Origin of the sequence: Xanthobacter cornucopiae (genome assembly GCF_043195065.2) — a bacterium.
GTDB lineage: Bacteria > Pseudomonadota > Alphaproteobacteria > Rhizobiales > Xanthobacteraceae > Xanthobacter.
Genome location: NZ_CM195531.1, coordinates 2448732 through 2468150, shown reverse-complemented (window position 1 = coordinate 2468150; position 19419 = coordinate 2448732). Strand labels below are relative to the sequence as shown.

The following is a 19419-nucleotide window of genomic DNA, read 5'->3' as shown; positions in this document are numbered from 1 at the left end:
GGGCGGAAAGGGGGTTCCATGAACGCGCCGATCCACGCATCTGTGACCGCGCTCGCGCCCTCCGGCGCGCTTGAGGGCGCATCGTCCACCGCGCCTCTGCTGGCGGCGCTGCTGGCCCACCGGGCCCACCTCACGCGGGTCGCCTTCCGCATCCTTCAGGCCCAGCATCTGGCCGAGGAGGTGGTGGAGGACGCGGCGGTGAAGCTGTGCGAGGCGGAGGGCGTGCTGGAGGCGGACCATCCGGCTCCGTTCCTCCACCGCCTGGTGCGTAATCTCGCCATCGACCGCGCCCGGCGCCTGAAGCGGGAGCGCAGCCGTGCCGGCAGCGCCGAGGAGGCCGAGCGCGTGCCGATGCCCGGCGCCTGCCCGCTGGAGCGCATGGAGCAGCGCGAGATGCTGGGGGTGGTGATGCGCGCGCTCGCCGGCTTGCCGCCGCGTACCCGCTTCGCCTTCCTGCGCCATCGCCTGGACGGGATGCCGCAGAAGGACATCGCTGCCTACCTCGGCGTGTCCCGCACCCTGGTCAATTTCATGGTGCGGGACGCCACCAAGGCCTGCCGCGACAGCATCGACGGCTATTGCGGCCGCACCCGTGCCCCGTGCCCGCTGGCGGAGCCGGCCCGGGCAAGCCGCCGGACCGGCGGACGCCGCGCGGTCGCGAAGGCGATGGCGTGAGCCCCGCGCTCGTCAGCCGCCGCGCGGTGGTCGCCGCCGCGTCCCTGGTGCTCGCCGGGCCGGCGGGGGCGGCACCGCCCGCCCGCGTGGTGGCGTTCGACTGGGGCATCGTCGAGACGCTGCTCGGGCTCGGCGTGGTGCCGGCCGGCATGGCGGAGGCGGCTGAATATCGCCGCTGGGTCGGGGAGCCGGCGGTGCCGGCCGGGGTCGCCGATGTGGGGTTGCGGCTGGAGCCGAACCTCGAGGCGGTGGCGCGGCTGAGGCCCGACCTCATCGTCATCACGCCGCAGCTGGAGGCGCTTCAGCCGGTCCTGGCCCGTATCGCGCCGACCTTGAGCCTCGCCATCTTCGCGCCGGACGGCGACGTCTGGGAGCGGGCGCGGCAGGTGGCGATGGCACTGGCGCGGGCCACCGGGCGGCCGCAGGCCGGCGACCGGCTGCTCGCCGCGGCCGAGGCGGCGCTCGTCGCCGCCCGGCCCGTGGTGGCGCCGCTCGCCGGGCGCCCGCTCTATCTCGCCAGCTTCGTGGATGCGCGGCATGTGCGGGTCTATGGGCGCGGCTCGCTGTTCGACGCGGTCATGGGGAAGCTCGGCCTCGCCAACGCCTTCACCGCGCCGGCCAGCTTCTGGGGCTTCGCCACCTTCGGCCTGGAGCACCTTGCCGCCCCGGCCGACGCGGCGCTGCTGATCTTCGAGCCGGTGCCGCCGGAGGCGCGGGCGACCCTTGCGCACGGCCCGCTGTGGCGTCGCCTGCCCATGGTCGAGGCGGGCCGCGTGGGGCTGCTGCCGCCGGTGTGGTCGTTCGGCGGGCTGGTGTCCGCCATGCGGTTCGCCCGGGTGCTGGCGGACCACGCCGCCATCTCGCGGGCGGCCAGGGGAGACGAGCGTGGCTGATCGGATCGGGACGGCGCCGGCGCGGCGCGGGCGGACCTTGGCGGCCAGGGGGCCGGTGCTGCTGGCGGGCGGGCTGGCGCTGCTGGCGGCGCTGCTGAGCGCGCAGAGCCTGGCAGCCCGCGTCGACGGCGGTTCTGTCGTCCATGCGCTGCTGTCGCCGGCGGGCATGGGCGAGCTGGTGGTGCATTTCAGCTGGGTGCCGCGCCTGCTGGTGTCGTGGCTGTGCGGCGCGGCGCTCGGCCTGTCGGGCGTGCTGATGCAGCAGGTGCTGCGCAATCCGCTGGCCTCGCCCACCACGCTCGGCGTTTCGGCCGGCGCCCATCTCGCCCTGGTGGCCGCTACCCTCGCCGTGCCCGGCCTCGCCGGCCTGGGGCGGGAGGCGGCGGCCCTCGCCGGGGCCGGCGCCGCCGCGCTGCTGGTGTTCTCCCTCGCCTGGAACAAGGGCCTCGCTCCCCTGGCCGTGGTGCTCGCCGGCATGGTGGTGAGCCTGTATTTTGGCGCGCTTGGCGCCACGGTGGTGTTGTTCAACCAGAATTATCTCGCCGGCCTGTTCATATGGGGCGCGGGCTCCCTGGCCCAGCAGGACTGGAGCGTGGTGGCGCGCCTGATGCCGCTGCTGGCGGCGGCCGGCGTCGGCGCGGCGGCGATGGCGCGGCCTTTGGCCCTGCTCGATCTCGATGAAGCGGGGGCGCGCGGGCTGGGGGTGTCGCTGGTGGGACTGCGCCTCGGCGCCCTGGCGGTGGCGGTGGCGCTGGCGGCGGCGGTGGTCAGCGCGGTGGGCGTGGTGGGCTTCGTCGGCCTCGCGGCGCCGGCGCTCGCCACCCTGGCGGGCGCCCGCACCTTCGCCGCGCGGCTGGTGTGGGCGCCTCTGATCGGCGCCGCCCTGCTGTGGCTGGCGGACCAATTGGTGCAGGTGCTGGCGGGGCTCTATGGGGACCTCGTGCCCACCGGCGCGCTGACGGCGCTGTTCGGCTCGCCGCTGCTGCTGTGGCTGCTGCCGCGCCTGAGCCGCGATGTGCGCCCGCCGCGCATGGCCCCGACGGCGCTGGAGCCCCGCGCGCGCCGGCCGGCGCTGGCCCTGTTGGGCCTGGCGGCGGCGCTTGGCGTGCTGGTGCTGCCGGCGCTGGCGCTTTCGCACGACACGGCGGGCTGGAGCCTGGACCTGTCCGGCAGTTTCCTGGAATGGCGTTGGCCGCGGGTGGTGGCGGCGCTGGCGGCGGGCGGCCTGCTCGCCATGGCCGGCACCATCACCCAGCGGGTCACCGGCAATCCGATGGCCAGCCCGGAGGTTCTCGGCCTCACCTCGGGCGCCGCCCTGGCGCTGATCGCGGTGGTGATGGTGCTGCCCGGTGCCGACCGCGCCACCGAGATCGCGGCGGGGGCGGGCGGGGCTTTCCTGACCACGGTGGGCCTGCTGTGGCTGACCCGGCGCGCCGCTTTCGCGCCCGACAGCATCCTCATCGCCGGCATCGCGCTCGGGGCGCTGTTTGATGCCCTGGTGGTGGCGGTGACGGCCTCGGGCGATCCGCGGGCGATGACGCTGCTGGCCTGGCTCGCCGGTTCCACGGCGCGGGTCGGGGCGGCCGAGGCGGTGACGGGGGCAGTGGCCCTGGCGGTGCTGGGGGCGGCGGTGGTGCCGTTCACGCGCTGGCTGGATCTGTTGCCGCTCGGTGCGGTCACCGCCGGCGCGGTGGGCGTCGATGTGCGGCGCTCGCGCCTGCTGCTGCTGGTGCTGACGGCGCTGATGACCGCTACCGCCACCCTCATCGTTGGCCCGCTCACCTTCGTCGGCCTGCTGGCGCCGCATCTGGCGCGGCTGGCCGGGTTTCCGCGCGCGCTGTCGCATCTCGCCGCCGCCGCCGTGATCGGCGCTTTGGTGATGGTGGGGGCGGACGTGCTGGGGCGAACCCTCATCTACCCACGGCAGATTCCCACCGGCCTGCTGGCCACCCTCATCGGCGCGCCCTACCTGCTGTGGCGCATCCGGCGGCTGTGAGAAACCGTGAATGCTTCAGTCCCTCGCTCCCCTCTTCCATGGCGCGCTCGCGCCGTATGCGGATACGCTGGTCCTGCCCGGCGAGAAGCCCGGCGCCATCCCGCTGCCGGCGCTGATCGCCCCGGCGCGGTTCGATGCGGCGCTGGAGCGCGTGGCCGCGCATTTCGGCGGCGAGGACCGGCGGGCGCTCGCCTCGCTGTTTTCCATCCACTATGTGCACATCCTGATGCCGGTGGTGGTGGTGGCGGGGCTGGTGCTGGGCCGCGCGCTGCCGGTGGCCGCCGAGGCGCTGTCGGTGGTGCTCGACGAAGACGGGCTACCGGACCATTTCGTGCTTCCCCACGAGGGGGAGGACGCCGTCGGGGGTGATCCGTTCTCGCGCTTCCAGCCGCTGGTCTTCGACCACCTGGAGCCGGTGTTCGCCGCGCTTTCAGCCCGCTCGGGCCTCTCGCCGAAGGTGTTGTGGACCAACGCCGGCAACCTGTTTGAAGCCATCGTGCGCGAACTGGAGAGTGCCGGCGGCACGCCGGAGGCGGTGGCGGCGGGCGACCGGCTGGTGGCCGCGCCGCGCTGGCCGGACGGGCGGCGCAACCCGTTCCATGCGCCGGTGCGCTATGTGGAGGGGCCGGGCGGTGAGCGGCGGTGGCGGCGGGTGTGCTGCGTGCGCAATCTGCTGCCGGGGCGCGGCTATTGCAGCAACTGCCCGCATGTGCTGGCCGCCGCCGGGCGCGCTGGCGCGCAACCGGGCAAGGCCGCCGCGTCTTTGTGAGGCGCGCCGCCGGACCGGCGGCTGACATTCTTGGCCGGGATGGTGTCGCCTGGAGTTGCGCGGTGAGGTCCGCGCCCCGCTGTGGTCGCCCCGCTGGTGTGCGCGCCGGGCCCGAAGGCGCGTCCCGGGGTGGGGATGGCTGACGCCGATGGCCCGGGAGGTTGGCTCAGGGACCCATGGTGAGCCCGGGGCCCTCGGGCAGACACCGGGCTGGTCCGGGCGCTGGACGGGCCGCATCAGGCGCCGGAGGCGCCGTCTCCGGGGCCGAAGCAGGCGAGAACCGGCCGGGTGGTCGTGACGAAGCCGAGCCGGGCATAGAAGTGTTCCACCGGCCCCGGGGCGCACTGGAGGAATACGGATCGCGCCCCGCCCTCGGCGGCGAGGGCCAGGGCGGCGCGGGTGATGGCTTGGCCGAGGCCGCGCCCGCGATGGGTGGCGAGGGTGCCCACATTGTAGAGGCCCGCCAGCGCGCCGATGCGGTAAAGCGAGGCTGCTGCCACAGGCTGTCGTTCGCCGTCGCGCAGCACCAGATGGGCCGGGCTTGCGCCGCTGCCGGTTGCCCCGTCCAGGACCGACACATAAATCTCCGCCGCCGCCGCCAGCTGCGGATCGTCGTAGAGGCCACGGGCCACCGCGCAGAAGCCGGGCGATGGGCGGGGGCTATCACTCACCTCCACAGTCAGCCCGATGTCGCCGGGTGGATCGCCGCCGGCGGGCGCGACCATCCAGGCGGTGGGAAAGGCGGCGGCGAAGCCCGGCTGTGCCGAAAGCCGCCGCGCGCCGGCCTCGTCGGCCGCGAGCAGCGCCGGCAGGCGGCCGCGCGCGGTGGCCGCCGCCCGCACCGCCGCCACGTCCTCGGTGCCCACGCCCAGGTTCAGCGAGGGCTCGCCGAGGCGCTCCGACCACAGGAAGCGCCCGCCGTCGGGTAGAAAGTCGACGCCAGAGACATAGCAGCCGGACTGGGCGGCGATGTGGGCGTCCAGCAAGGTGGCGAAATCGGGCATGATCGGTTCTTTCATTCGGCCGCGCCGGAAAGCGCGGGCGCCGCCGTCCCCGCCCAGGCGTCGGCGAGGCTGCGGGCGAAGCTGTCGTGGAAGCGGCGGCTCTCCACGATCTCGCGGTGGGTCACGCCGGGCACCACCTCCACCTGATCCACCCGTGGCGAGTAGCGGTGCCAGTCCACGAGATCGAGCCCGCGCGCCAGGGAGTTTTCCGCCAGCCACACCCGCACCGGCACGTCGAGCGGCGCCATGCGGTAGGTGCGGTAGAGAAGGGTGTTGTCGATGAAGGTGAACAGCTCGTATTCGCGGCTGCCCAGCGCCGGCCCGTCCACCGGCAGGTCGGCGCCGATGGTCTCCACATAGCGCAGGAACTGGGCGGTGAGGGGCTCGTCCATGCGGGCGAACAGGGTTTCCCATTCCGCGCGCATGGGCGCCTTGTCCAGCCAGCCCGCCACCCGGGCGGCAAGGCGGGCGCGATCGCCGGGGGCGATGTCGGCGAGCCGGCCGACGGCAAAGCTCACGTCGAGATTGCACACGTCCAGCATGCCGACGAAGCCGATGTCGACCTCGCCCTTCAGCAGCCGTGCCGCCTCGAACGCCAGCACCCCGCCCCAGGACCAGCCGAGCAGGGTGGCGCCGCCGCCAGCGCATTCGGCGCGGATGTGGTCGGCGTAGCGGGCGGCGATCTCCTCCACCGAGACCAGGCTGTTGCGCTCCTCGGTGAGGGAATAGCAGACAAAGCCGGTCACCGGCTGGTCCGGCCCCAGCCGGCGCACCAGCGGGGCATATTCGCGGGTGTTCACCATGAGGCCGGGGAAGCAATAGAGCGGCGGCCGGCTGCCATGCGGATTGAGGCGAACCACCTGCGGCGCCTCCACCCCGTCGGCATCGATGGCGGCGGCGAGGCTGGCGATGTCCTGGTGGCTGAACAGCAGCGGCAGGGCGATGCGCCTATCCGGAAACCGCCTCTGCAGCAGGCTCAGCACCCGCAGCGCGGCGAGCGAGTGGCCGCCGAGCTCGAAGAAGTTCTGGTTGGCGGCGACCCGTTCGCGCCCCAGCACCTCGCGCCAGATGGCGGCGATGGCCTCCTCGGTCGCGCCCCGGGGCGGAACCTCCGCCGGGCCGGCCGCCTCCGGCGGGGGCGGCAGGGCGGCCCGGTCCACCTTGCCGTTGGGGGTGAGCGGGAAAGCGTCGAGCACCACGACGCGGGCGGGCACCATGTAGTCGGGCAGGCGTGTCCGCAGCGCGGCGCGCAATGCGGCGTCCTGCGCCTGCGCGCCGGCCGTGGCGGTGACATAGGCGACGAGCCGTGGCGCGCCGTCATCGGTGCGCAGCATCACCAGCGCTTCGCGCACCGTCTCGTCCTGGCGCAGGTGCGCCTCGATCTCACCGGGCTCGATGCGGAAGCCACGCAGCTTGATCTGGTGGTCGGCGCGGCCGAGATAGTCCACGGTGCCGTCGGCGAGCCAGCGCACCCGGTCGCCGGTGCGGTACATGCGTCCGCCCGCCGGCCCGAACGGATCGGGCACGAACCGCTCGGCGGTGGCTCCGGGGCGGCCGAGATAGCCGCGCGCCAGCCCCGTTCCCGCCAGATAAAGTTCACCCGCGACCCCGGGTGGCACCGGCTGGAGCGCGGCATCGAGCACATAGGCCCGCCGCGCGCCCACCGCCCGGCCGATGGGGGCATAGGGCCCCTCGAAGCTGGCGGCGGCGTCAACGCGCCACGCCAGCGGGGAGATCACGGCCTCGGTGGGGCCATAGCCGTTGATGAGGGTGCGTGGCCGCAGCGCCCGTTTCACCGTTTCGAACACGGCCCGGGGCATGGCCTCGCCGCCGAACGAATAGAGCGACACCGGCGGCGGGTCGCCGGCGGCCTCCACCCAATCGGCGAGCTGGGCGAGATAGGCGGGGGGAAAGCCGGCGTGGGTGGCGCCATGGCGGGCCAGGGCATCGCGGGTCTGCTGCGCGGTCCACAGGCCCTGGTCGCGCAGGATGATGGCGCCGCCAAAGGCCAGCGGCACCATCCAGCGCTCATGGGCGCCGTCGAAGGCGAAGGACAGGACGTGCAGTTCCCGGGTCTCGCGGCAGGTGCCGTAGAGCGCCCCGGTGGCGCGCACATGCCCGGCCAGCGCGCCATGGGGCACGCCCACGCCCTTGGGCCGGCCGGTGGAGCCGGAGGTGTAGATCACATAGGCGAGCTGGTCGGCATGGATCGTCACTTCCGGCGGCGTGTCCGGCAGGTCGCCGAGGTCGAGCCATTCCAGCCGCAGCGCGGCCACGCCGTCGGGCAGCGGGGGGCCATCCGGCTCGACGAGCGCGAGGCGGGCGCCGCAATCGGCGATCACATGGGCGATGCGCTCGGCCGGGTGGTCGGGGTCGAACGGCACGAAGGCGGCGCCGGACTTGAGCACGCCGAGAAAGGCGGCGAGCGCCCGTGGCGTGCGCCGCAGCCCCACCGCCACCCGGTCCTCCGCCGCGACCCCGAGGCGCAGCAGGTGCCGGGCGATGCGGTTCGCCTCGGCGTCGAGCGTGCCGAAGCGCATCGTCTCGGCGCCGAACAGCACCGCCGGCGCATCGGGGTCGCGGCGGGCGGCGGCGGCGATGAGGTGGGGGATCGGCTGGTCGGCGAGCGGGGGTGGCCCAGGCCAGGGCGCGGACAGGCGGTCGAGCGTCGCCGCATCCACCAGGGCGATCTCGGCGAGGGGCCGATCAGGGCCGGCGAGGCACCCGTTCGCGAGGGTCAGGACATCCTGCGCCAGGCGGGCGACCGTGTCGGCCTTGAACAGGTCGCGGGCGTAGCCGAAGGCGAGGGTCATGGCGCCGTCCGCCTGCTCCACGCTCTCCAGCACCAGGTCGAAGGCGATGGCTCCGGTCTCGCGCGGCAGCGGCGTCAGGGTCAGGCCGGCGACGCGGGGCGCAGGCGCCTCCACCAGGTGGCTGTGCATCACCTGGAACAGCGGGCTGCGGGCCAGGCTGCGCGCGGGCTGGAGCGCCTCCACCACCTCCTCGAATGGGGTGTCGCGCAGGCTCTCGCCGTCGAGCAGGGCGGCGCGCACCCGCGCCAGCAGCTCATGGAAGCTGAGGCCACCGGCCACATCCACGCGGATCGCCAGCGTGTTCACCAGCAGGCCGACCAGATCCTGGGTGTCCGCGCGGTCGCGGTTGGAGGCCGGAATGCCGATCCGTTGCCTGCCGTCGCCGGTGAGGCGGAACAGCAGAGCCGCCAGCACCGCCGTCAGCCCCATGGCGGTGCTGGCGGCGGCGGCGCGGGTCACCGCGCGCAGGCGATCACACAAGTCGGGCGGCAATCGCACCGTGTGCCGGGCGCCGCGATGGCTCCGGGTGGCGGGGCGCGGGCGGTCGGCGGGCAGGTCCAGGGGGGCGCCGCCGTCGCCGAGGCGGGCGCGCCAGCCCTCGATCTGCCGCGCCATTTCCCCGGCGGAGAGCCAGTTGCGCTGCCACGCCGCATAATCCGCATAGTGCAGCGCCAGCGGCGGAAGAGCGGCGGGCGTGCCGGCCCGGCGGGCCGCGTAGAGCGCCATCAGCTCCCGCAGCAGCACGGCCAGGGAGGCGGCGTCGGAGATGATGTGATGCTGGGTGACCAGCAGCGCATGGCGCTCCGCGTCGAGCCGTGCCAGCGTGGCCCGGGTCAGCGGCCCGGTGGCGAGGTCGAACGGCTGCCGGGCATCGGCATCGGAGAGGGCCGCGAGGCGCCGGTTCCCAGCCTCGGCGCCGCTCAGGTCGATGCGCGTCAGCGCCGCGAGCGGCTCGGCGTGGATCACCTGCTCGGGCGTGCCGCCGGCGCCTTCGGCGATGGTGGTGCGCAAGGCTTCATGGCGATTGCTGAGATCGGCGAAGGCGGCGGCGAGCGCGTCCGCATCCAGCGGCCCGTGGAGGATGAGGCCCCCGGCGATGGTGGCGAGGGCGGGATCGCCCCCCATCTGCTGTGCCACCCACATGCGGCTCTGGGCGAAGGAGAGCGGCGCGCGGCCGTCGGCCCGCTCCAGTGCCGGAATGGGCAGCAGGCGGAAGTCGATGCCGGCGGCGGCGAGCGCCTCCAGGAACTGGTGGCGCTTGTCGGCCGGGAGGCGGGCGAAGCGCAGGGCGAGGTCGGCGGGAGACGGTGCCATGCTCAATCCTCCAGCGCGCCCAGGAGCGCGTCGATGCGTGCGAGCGCTTGCCCTCTCGCATCGTCCTGGGCCGATCCCGCCGCCGCCTGGATGTCCGGATCGGCGACGACGGACGCCCTCAGCTGTCCGAGGACCTCGGCGAGGCTGCGCAGGGTCTGGCATTCGAACAGCCGGCGCACCGGCACGTCGATGCCCAGCCGCGCGCGGATCTCCAGCCGCACCTGGGTGGCCGAGAGCGAATGGCCGCCGAGGGCGAAGAAATTGTCGTCACGGCCGATGTGCTCCACTTCCAGAACCTGGCGCCAGATGGCGGCGAGGGCGGTTTCGTCCGGCCCCTCCGGCGGCGCGGATGCGGCGGCCTCGGTGGTCGGCTCCGGCAGGGTGGCGCGGTCCAGCTTGCCGTTGGCGGTGAGCGGCAGGGCGTCCAGCGCCACCACATGGGCCGGAACCATGTAGTCGGGCAGTGTCGCCTGGAGACGGTCGCGCAACGCGCGCGGGTCGGGCGGCGCGTCCGCCACCACATAGGCGACCAGTTGGGCGCCGCCGGCCGCTTCGCGCACCACCACGGCGGCCGCGCGCGCGCCGGTCTCGGACCGCAGCCGGGCTTCGATCTCGCCGAGCTCGATGCGGTGGCCGCGGATCTTCACCTGTCCGTCGCCGCGGCCGAGATAGTCGAGGCCGCCGTCGGGCCGCCGCACCGCCCGGTCGCCACTCAGGTAGAGGCGGCTGCCGGGCGGGCCGTAGGGGTCGGGCACGAAGCGCGCGGCGGTCAGCCCTGGCCGGCCCAGATAGCCGGCGGCGACGCCGGCCCCGCCCACGCACAGCTCGCCGGGAACGCCGTCCGGCACCGGGTCGAGCCGGTCGTCGAGCAGGTGGAGCGTCAGGTCGGGAAGCGGGGTGCCGATGGGGCTGCGAGGGGTGCCGGCCGTATCCTCGGGGGCGAGCGGGCGCCAGGTCACATGCACCGTGGTTTCGGTGATGCCGTACATGTTCACCAGCCGGGCCCGGGTGCCGAAGCGGGCGTACCAGGGCGCGAGGGTGGCCACGTCCAGGGCCTCGCCGCCGAAGATCACGGCGCGCAGGGCGAGTTCGGGCGCCTTCTCCCGCGCCAGGGCCGCCTGCATGAACGGGCGGAAGGCGGAGGGGGTCTGGTTCAGGACCGTCACCTTCTCGCGCATCACCAAGTCTAGGAAATCTTCCGGCGCGCGGCTCACCGCCTGCGGCACCACGACCAGGCGCCCGCCATGGGCCAGGGCGCCGAAAATCTCCCACACCGAGAAGTCGAAGCCATAGGCGTGGAACAGGGTCCACACGTCGTCCGGCCCGAAGTGGAAGCCGCGCGCGGTGGTGGTGAGCAGCCGCGAGAGGTTGCCGTGGGTCACCACCACGCCCTTCGGCGTGCCGGTGGAGCCGGAGGTGTAGATGACATAGGCCGGCTGGTCCGGGTGCGGCGACGGCCAGGGGCGCGCCGCCGCCGCATCCTCCCCGTCCCGCCCTGACAGGTCGAGGCGGATGCGCCGCAGCCCGGTCTGCGGAACGGTCTCGGCGTTTTCGTCGTCGGCGAGCACCAGGGCGATGCCGGCGTCCCGTGCCATGTGGGCGAGCCGCGCTGGAGGATAGAGGGGATCGAGCGGCAGATAGGCCGCGCCAGTCTTCAGGATGGCGATAAGCCCGGCCACCAGGGCCGGGGTGCGCGCGGCGCAGATGCCGACGATCTGCCCCGGTCCGGCGCCTTCCGCCGCCAGCCGGCGGGCCAGGCGTTCCGCCGCGCGGTCCAGCGCCGCATAGGTCAGGGCGTCGTCGCCGCAGGTGACGGCGATGGCGTCCGGCCGCGCGCGGGCGGCGGCGGCGATGCGCGCGTGAACCGGTTGCACCGCCGCCGCCGGCTCGGCCGCGGCGGCGTGGGCCCGGGCCGCTGCGCGTTCCTGCCCGGTGGCGAGGCCGAAGGTGGTGAGGTCGGCGTCGCGCCCGTCCGCCAGCAGCTCCAGCGCCATCTGCAGGCGAACGGCGAGCCGTTCCACCTCGGCCGCCGGCAGGCGGGCGGCGTCATGGCTCCACAGCAGGTGTGGCGCCGTGTCGGTGATGACGGACAGGGTGAGCGGGAAGTTGGTGGCTTCCTCGCAGATCACCGGGCCGATGGAGAGCCCCGCCACCGCGCGGGCCTTCAGGGCTGCGTCCATGGGATAGTTCTCGAACACCAGGAGGCTGTCGAACAGCGCCTGCCCGCTGCGTCCGGCCCACTTCAGGATGTCCACCAGCGGCGTTCCGGCGTGGGCGGCGCGGGCGAGCGCCTCGGCCTGGACGGCCTGGAGGAAGTCGCCGGCGCGACCCGATCCCGGCACGCAGAGGAGGGCCGGCACGGTGGTGATGAAGAGCCCCAGCACGCCGTCCATGCGGTCGTCGTCCTCCGGCCGGCCGGAGAGGGTGATGCCGAAGGCGACATCCGCGCGCCCGGTCATGTGCCGCAGCACCAGCGCCCAGGCGGCCTGGAACAGGCTGCTCACGGTCACCCGCTCGGCTTTCGCCGTGGCGGCGATGCGGGTCCACAGGGCCTCGTCCAGCGGGGTCGTCAGGTGGTTGAAGCGGGTCTCGGTGGCCGTCGGCGCGGCGATCAGGGTGGGCTCCTCCAGCCGAGCGAGGCGGGAGCGCCAGAAGCGCTCGTCCGCGCCGTCGTCGCGGCGGGAGGCGAGGCGGGCGATGTGGTCGCGGAAGCGCGCGGGCGGCGGCGCCACCGGGGTGCCGGCGTAATCCGCAAACACCTCCGCCAGCAGGCGGGCCGAGCTCCAGCCGTCCAGGAGCAGGTGGTGGGCGGTCCAGATGAGCAGGTGGGCGCCATCGGCGAGAGGGGCGAGGCACAGCCGCATCAACGGCGCGTCATCGAGGGCGAAGCCGCGTTCGCGCTCGGCCGAGGCGAGGGCGTCGCGCCCGGCGGCGTCGACCGGGGCGGTCACGCGCACGGCGAACGGCACCTGCCGCCGGACGGCCTGCAGCGGCGCGCCGAGGTCGGCGGTCCACAGGAAGCCGGTGCGCAGCACGTCATGGCGGCCGACGGCGCGCGCGAAGGCGGCGGCGAAGCGGTCCGCGTCCAGCCCGGACAGGGTGACGCGGAGCTGGTTCACATAAGCGCCGCCGCCGGAGGCATCGTCGAGGGCATGGAACAGGATGCCCTGCTGGGTGGGAGTGAGCGGATAGAGGTCCTCGATCTCGCGCCAGGGCAGGCTCAGCCGGTCCAGCGCCGGTTGTGAGAGCCCGGCGAGGGGAAAGTCGCAGGGCGCCGCGCCGTCGCTCTCAAGCGCGGCGAGGCGGATAAGATCGGCGTCGATGGCGGCGGCGAGGCGGTCGATGGTCGCCGCGTCCCAGCGGGCGGCGGAGGTGGTCAGGCGCAGTTCAGCGCCGTCGCCGCGTTCCAGCGCGTCCACCGTCAGCTCGGCGCCGAGCGGCATCTCGGGGTCGGCGGAGAGGTCCATGGCCTCAACGGTGAGCAGGGCTCCGCCGCCGGCATCCACCCGGCCGAGGTGGTTGAACAGCAGGGCCGGTGGCGGGGCCTCCCCGTCCGCCACCGCGCGGCGGGCGGCGTCCTTGGTGACGAGGAGGGCGCGGCGCAGGTCGTCCTCCAGCGGCACCGCGACCGGTGCCAGCGCGGTGAACCAGCCCACGGTCTGGCTGAAGTCCGTGTCCGGCGGCAGGTCGCGCCCGTGCCGCTCGATGCCGACCGTCACCTGCGGCAGGCCGCGCAGGCGTCCGGTGGCGCGCACCACGGCGGTGAGCAGCAGGTCGTCCAGCCGCGCGTGATGGGCGAACGCCACCTGCCGCAGCGCCTCCACCCGGGCCGCGTCCACGGCAAGCCGGGTCATCCGGCGCCGGCCGAAGGTGTTGGCGCCGTCCGGGTGGTCGGCGACAAGGCGGACCACGGGCAGCGGCGGCGCGGGCTCGGGCCGGTGCGCCGCCCGCAGGGCGAAGGGGCGGGGAGCGGACCGGCGCGCGGGTGTCCGCTCCTGCTCGAGGTCGAGATAGGCGCCCTCGATCTCATCGATGAGGATGCGCCAGGACACGGCGTCGACGACCAGATGATGGGCGGTGAGCAACAGCGCCTGCCCGCCATCGGCGAGGGCGGTGAGGCGGGCGCGCAGCAGCGGCCCCCGGTCGAGGTCGAGCGTCGCTTCCATCGGCGCGAACTGGGCCGACGCCTCGGCCGCATCGCGCGCCTCGGACTGGTCGAGAAGAGGGGGTTCGCGCGGCGTTCCCGCCTCCTGCCGCCATGCTCCAGTGTCGTCGCGGGTGAAGCGCAGGTCGAACGCGGCATGGCGGGCCACCGCATCGGCCAGCGCGGCGGCGAGGCGGGGGGCGTCCAGCGCCCGGGCCGGTCGCAGCCGCAGGGTCTGGTTGAAATGGCCGGGACGCGGCGCGCTCTCCAGGAACAGGCGCTGGAGCCGGGTCAGTGGCAGGGGGCCGCGGGGTGCCTCGGGCGCGGGCGCGGCGCCTTCCGGCCGCGCGACGGCGGCGAGGCGGGCGATGGTCTGGTGCTCGAACAGATCGCGGGCGCTGAGCACCAGCCCGGCGCGACGGGCGCGGGCGACGATCTGCAGCGACAGGATGGAATCGCCGCCGAGCTCGAAGAAATTGGCGTCGACGTCGGCAAGGACGTCGGCAAGTGCCGGCAGCCGGAGCACCTCGGCCCAGATGCGGGCGAGCAGCCGTTCGGCCTCGCTGCCGGGTGGGCGGGCCTGCGCCGGCGTCGCCGGGCGCCCGGGCACCGGCAGGGCGGTGTAGTCCACCTTGCCGTTCGGGGTGAGCGGCAGCGCGTCGAGCAGCAGGATGCGGCTTGGCACCATGTGGTCGGGCAGTCTGCGGCCCAGCGCGGCGCGCAGGGCGGTGGCATCCAGGCCCGTCCCCGTCGCGTAGCCCACGAGCTGGGCCGAGGCGCCGACCTCCCGCAGGGCGACGGCGGCGGCGGCGACGCCGGGCTGGGCGGCCAGCGCCGCCTCCACCTCGCCGGGCTCGATGCGGAAGCCGCGCAGCTTGATCTGCCGGTCCGTGCGGCCGAGGTATTCCACCGTGCCGTCGGCGCGCCAGCGGGCGCGGTCGCCGGTGCGGTACATGCGGCCGCCGGGCGGGCCGAACGGATCGGGCAGGAAGCGTTCGGCGGTGGCGCCGGGCTGGCCCTGGTATCCGCGCGCCAGCCCCTCGCCGGCCACGTAGAGCTCGCCGGGCACGCCCACCGGCAGCGGATTGAGCGCGCCGTCGAGCACATAGGCCCGCCGCGCGCCGACCGCCCGGCCGATGGGGACATGCGGGGTGTCGAGGAGGGTGCCGGCGGGCACCTTCCAGGCGAGCGGCGAGATCACGGCCTCGGTGGGGCCGTAGCCGTTGATGAGAAGGCGCGGCTTCAGGGCGGCGGCGATGCGGGCGAAGCTCGCCGCGGTCATGGCCTCGCCGCCGAAGGAGTAGATGTCCACGCCCGGCGCCACGCCGCGTGCGGCGGCGGCGTCCGCCAGGGCGTCGAGATAGGCCGGGGGGAAGCCGCCATGGGTCGCCTGTTCCCGGGCCAGGGTGTCGAGGGTGTCGGCGGTGGCCCAGGGGGTGGCGTCGGTGAGGATGATGGCGCCGCCGTGGATGAGCGGCACCATCCAGCGCTCGTGGGCGCCGTCGAAGCTCATGGAGAGGAAATGCAGCTCACGCGTGCGGGGCGAGGTTTCATAAAGCGCGCCGGTGGCGCGGCAGTGCATCGACAGCGCGCCGTGCGCCACCATCACGCCCTTCGGCCGTCCGGTGGAGCCGGAGGTGTAGATCACATAGGCGAGCTGAGCGGGGTCGATCCTCAGGTTCGGCGGCGTGTCCGGCTGGCCGGACAGGTCGAGCCGCTCGGGGTCGATGCGCGGCCAGCCCGGCGCGATCCCGTCCCGCGCCAGCACCAGGCGGACGCCGGCGTCGTCGAGCACATGGGCGACGCGCGCGGCGGGGTGGTTCGGGTCGAACGGCACGAAGGCGCCTCCCGCCTTCCACACCGCCAGCAGGGCGGCGATGAATCCGGGTCCGCGTGGCAGGCCGACGCCCACCCGCGTCTCCGCCCCCACGCCGCGCGCCAGGAGCACATGGGCGAGGCGGTTCGCCGCCGCCTCGATCTCCGCGAAGGACTGGCGGGCCGCGCCGCAGATGACCGCCGGCGCGCGTGGGTTCAACGCCGCCTGATGGGCGATCAGCGCCGGCACCGGCAGGTCGGGCAGGGTGCCGTTGTCCGGCCAGGGCGCGGCGCATGCGGCGAACGCGCGGGCCTCCACCAGCGGCAGGGCATCGAGCCGGGAGCCCGGCGCGGCGACGGCGGCGCGGGCGAGGGTCACGAAGGCGTCGGCCAGGCGGCGGACGGTGTCGGGGGTGTACAGGTCGAGCGCGTAGCCGAACGCCAGGGCAAGGCCGCCGTCCGCCATTTCCGCGCTTTCGAGCGCCAGGTCGAACTGTTGCCCGCCGCTGTCGCGGGTGGAGGCCGTGAGGCCCGCCGCGGCGCGGCGCGGCAGGTGCGTGTAGAGGATCTGGAACAGGGGATGCCGGCTGAGGCTGCGTGCCGTGCCGAGGGCGTCGACGATGCGTTCCAGCGGCACGTGCTGGCGCGCCTGCGCTTCCACCACGGCGTCCCGCGCGCGGCTCAGGATCTCGCTGAAGGCGGCGGCGCCTTCCACCTGGAGGCGGACCGGCAGGGTGTTCACGAACAGGCCCATGGTGCGGTGGGTGTCCGCGGCGTCACGGTTGGCGAAGGCCAGTCCGACGCTCAGGTCCTCGGCGTCCGAGAGGCGGTGGATCAGGATGTCGAGCAGCGCCAGCAGGGCCATGGGCAGGGTGGCGTCGTTACCGGCGGCCAGCGCGCGCAGCGCTGCCGTCAGCTCCGGGTCGAGGGTGATGTCGAGCCGCCCGCCGCGATGGCTCGCCCGGGCCGGTCGCGCGGCGTCGGCGGGCAGGGTGGTGAGCGCCGGGGCATCCGCCAGGCGCGCGGTCCAGAAGGCGAGGTCGGCGGTGTCGGCTTCGGCCCGGGCCGTCCGGCGGGCGTGGTCGAGGCCGGAGCCGGCGGGCGGCAGGGCGGCCGGTCGGCCGGCGGCGTGCGCCGCATAGGCGACGGCGAGGTCCGCGCACAGCAGGTCCAGGGACCAGCCGTCGCAGATCAGGTGGTGGACGGTGACCAGAAGCTCGTCGCGCCCGCCCGGCCGGCGGACCAGCAGGGCCCGCGCCAGCGGGGCGCGGGCGAGGTCGAAGGGGGCTTCCGCCTGGGCGCGCGCCAGGGCGGCGTGGCGGCTGCCGTCCGCGTCGTCGCGCAGGTCGGCCACCGCGAGCGGGAGGGTGGCAGGCTGCTCCTCCTGCACCGCGTCGCCGGTTTCGGTGCGCCGGAATGCGGTGCGCAGCGCGTCGTGGTGGGCGACGAGGTCGCCGAGCGCGGCGGCCAGGGCCGCCTCGTCCACCGGAGCGTCGAAGCGCAGGCTCCCGGCCACGTGACAGGCGGCGCGGGCGGTCTCGTCCGGGGCGACCTCGGCCAGGAACCACATGCGCCGCTGTGCCGGGGTGAGCGGGGCCGGGCCGTCGTGCGCAACGGCGGGCGCCGCGCGGACGGTGGCCTCCGCCGGCAGCGCGTCGATGGCGGCGGCGAGCGCGCCGAGCCGGGGATGGCGGAACAGCAGCGCCGCCGGCACCTCGCGCCCCAGCCGGGCGGCAAGGCCGGCGCGCACCCGCATGGCTTCCACTGAATTGCCGCCGAGGGCGAAGAAGTGGCTGCCGGGCGTGATGTCCGCGCGCCCGAGCACTTCTGCCCAGACGGCGGCGAGGGCGTCCGCCGTGGTGCTCTCGCCCGCCGCCGGTCCGGGTGGGGGTGTCGGCGCGCCCGTGTCGTCGCCGGGCGTGTCCAGCACCCCGTCGCGCACGATGGCGTAGGCGTCGAGGGTGCCGTCGAGATAGCCGCGCGCCACCGCGCTGCGCTGGAGCTTGCCGCTGGAGGTGCGCGGCAGGGCGCCGGGCTCCAGCAGCACCACCACCCGTGCCGGCTCGAGCACGGCGTCGCCCACCACCTCCGATACCAGCGCGGCGATGGCCTGCGCCGTCACCGTTTTGCGGGTGCGGCGGGAGATTTCCACGGCGATGCCGATGCCTTCGCCATCGTCGAAGCTCACCGGAAAGGCGGCGATGCGGCCCTGCCGGACCAGGTCCACCTCCCGCTCCACCGCCTCCTCGATGTCGTGGGGATAGAGGTTCTGGCCGCGGACGATGATGAGGTCCTTGGCCCGTCCGGCCAGGTGGAGGGCGCCATCGGCGAGGAAGCCGAGGTCGCCGGTGCGCAGCACCCGCCGGCCCTCGTGCAGGGGGAAGGTGACCGCGGTGGCGGCCGGATTGTTCCAATAGCCCTGGGCGATGCTGGGGCCGAACGCGATCACCTCGCCCACGCGGCCCTCGGGCAGTTCGCGCCCGCTCGCCGGGTCGAGGATGCGCACGCCGTGGCCGTCGGCGGGCGTGCCGCAGGCGACCACCCGCACCGCCGCCGCTCCGGTCGCCGGCACGGCCTCCCCGGCGGCGAGGCGAGCGGCATCGAAGCCGGGCGCGGCCAGCCCGGCGCCCCGGCGCTGGGCAGTGACGAACAGCGTCGCCTCGGCGAGGCCGTAGCAGGGGTGCACGGCGGCGGGGGAGAAGCCCAGCGGCGCGAAGCGCGCGGCGAAGGCCTCCATGGTGGCCGCACGCACCGGTTCCGAGCCGGAGAACGCCACGTTCCAGCACGACAGGTCGACCCCGTCGAGCTGGGCTGGGTCGATGCGCTCCACGCACATGCGATAGGCGAAGTCGGGGCCGCCGGAAACGGCGGCGCGAAAGCGCGAGATGGCCTGCAGCCAGCGCACCGGCCGCCCGAGGAAATGGCGCGGCGACATGAGCACGCAGGTGGCGCCGTTGACCAGCGGCTGCAAAAGCCCGCCGATCAGCCCCATGTCGTGGTAGAGCGGCAGCCAGCTCAGGATGGTCTCGTCGCGGGCGATGGAAAAGCCGGCGCGGATGGCATGCTCGTTCGCCATCAGGTTGGCGTGGCTCACCATCACGCCCTTGGGGGTGGAGGTGGAGCCCGACGTGTATTGCAGGAAGGCGATGTCGGAGCCGTGGGGCCGGTGCCCGCGCCAGCCGGCGGCCTCCGCGTCGGCCACGTCGTCGACCGCCACCACCAGGGCGCGCTCTGGCCCGCCGGCGAGGGGGGCGGCGCCGGCGCGGTCGGCGGCGTGGACGAGGACGAGCGCCGCCCCGCAGTCACGCGCCATGGCGGCGAGCCGGGCCTGATGCTGGGGCCGGCTGGGGTCCGGCGGAAAGGCCGGCACGGCGATGAGCCCCGCCTGCAGGCAACCGAGGAAGGAGGCCACGTAGTCGAGCCCGGTGTCGAGCAGCAGCAGCACGCGCGCGCCTGGCGCGGCCATGGCGCCCAGGCGGGCCGCGAAGGCGCGGGCCCGCAGGTCCAGGGCGGCGTAGCTCACGGCGCATTCGCCCGCGCGCGGATCGTCGAGCAACCGCAGCGCGATGCGCTCGCCCTGGCTGGCGGCGAGGGCGCGCAGGTGGGTCGCCACGTCCTCCGGCGAGGTGGCGGCGGGGGGCGGCGCGAGCGGGTTCACCGGTCAGCTCCTCCGGCCGCTTCCGCGTCGCCGGCGGCGAGGGCGCGGCGCAGGCTCAAGGGCAGCATGTCGGTCCACACATGCTCGATATGGTCGAGGCAGGCGGCCTTGGTGCCGGTGAAGCCGATTTCGTTCCAGCCGGCGGGAACCGGCCGGCCGAGCGGCCAGATGGAGTGGATGTCTTCCGCGTTCCGCACCACGCGGAACACCGCGTTCTCATCGTCGAAAGCCATGGCAGCCTGTGTGAGCGCACGCGGCGCGAAGGGCCCGGCGCCCTGCCTTCGGGGTGGGCGCGCCCGGCGAGATGGATGTCTTTCACCAAGACGAATGCGGTGGCG

At 74.8% G+C, this 19419-nt stretch carries 8 protein-coding genes; 4 read left to right on the top strand and 4 right to left on the bottom strand.

Translation table 11 applies throughout. From position 1 onward, the window contains the following. Positions 1-18: 18 nt before the first annotated feature. The 4 genes from V5F53_RS10855 to fhuF are packed head-to-tail and all read left to right on the top strand — an operon-like array spanning position 19 to position 4333. Positions 19-675 (top strand): sigma-70 family RNA polymerase sigma factor, encoded by a 657-nt coding sequence (locus V5F53_RS10855; RefSeq protein ID WP_393996450.1) that lies wholly within the window; start codon positions 19-21, stop codon positions 673-675. Further along, complete coding sequence (locus V5F53_RS10850) at positions 672-1568, top strand: ABC transporter substrate-binding protein (RefSeq protein WP_393996449.1); 897 nt, start codon at positions 672-674, stop codon at positions 1566-1568. The genes V5F53_RS10855 and V5F53_RS10850 overlap by 4 nt, the downstream gene beginning before the upstream one ends. Then, positions 1561-3564 carry a Fe(3+)-hydroxamate ABC transporter permease FhuB gene (gene fhuB, locus V5F53_RS10845; RefSeq protein ID WP_393996448.1) on the top strand — a complete coding sequence of 668 codons (2004 nt, stop codon included), beginning with the start codon at positions 1561-1563 and terminating at the stop codon, positions 3562-3564. Before V5F53_RS10850 ends, fhuB begins: the two co-directional genes overlap by 8 nt. A 10-nt stretch (positions 3565-3574) precedes the next feature. Continuing rightward, positions 3575-4333 carry a siderophore-iron reductase FhuF gene (gene fhuF / locus V5F53_RS10840; RefSeq protein ID WP_393996447.1) on the top strand — a complete coding sequence of 253 codons (759 nt, stop codon included), beginning with the start codon at positions 3575-3577 and terminating at the stop codon, positions 4331-4333. Positions 4334-4569: 236 nt separating this feature from the next. On the opposite strand, the gene V5F53_RS10835 is transcribed toward fhuF, so the two are convergent. From V5F53_RS10835 to V5F53_RS10820, 4 genes are read right to left on the bottom strand one after another with little or no spacing between them, the layout of a single operon-like run. Further along, complete coding sequence (locus V5F53_RS10835; RefSeq protein WP_393996446.1) at positions 4570-5337, bottom strand: GNAT family N-acetyltransferase; 768 nt, start codon at positions 5335-5337, stop codon at positions 4570-4572. Between the two features lie 11 nt (positions 5338-5348). Continuing rightward, on the bottom strand, positions 5349-9464 hold the full coding sequence (locus V5F53_RS10830; protein ID WP_393996445.1) for a non-ribosomal peptide synthetase: 4116 nt from the start codon (positions 9462-9464) through the stop codon (positions 5349-5351). Between the two features lie 2 nt (positions 9465-9466). After that, complete coding sequence (locus tag V5F53_RS10825) at positions 9467-19081, bottom strand: non-ribosomal peptide synthetase (protein ID WP_393996444.1); 9615 nt, start codon at positions 19079-19081, stop codon at positions 9467-9469. Continuing rightward, complete coding sequence (locus tag V5F53_RS10820; protein WP_393996443.1) at positions 19078-19314, bottom strand: MbtH family protein; 237 nt, start codon at positions 19312-19314, stop codon at positions 19078-19080. The genes V5F53_RS10825 and V5F53_RS10820 overlap by 4 nt, the downstream gene beginning before the upstream one ends. Positions 19315-19419 lie beyond the last annotated feature (105 nt).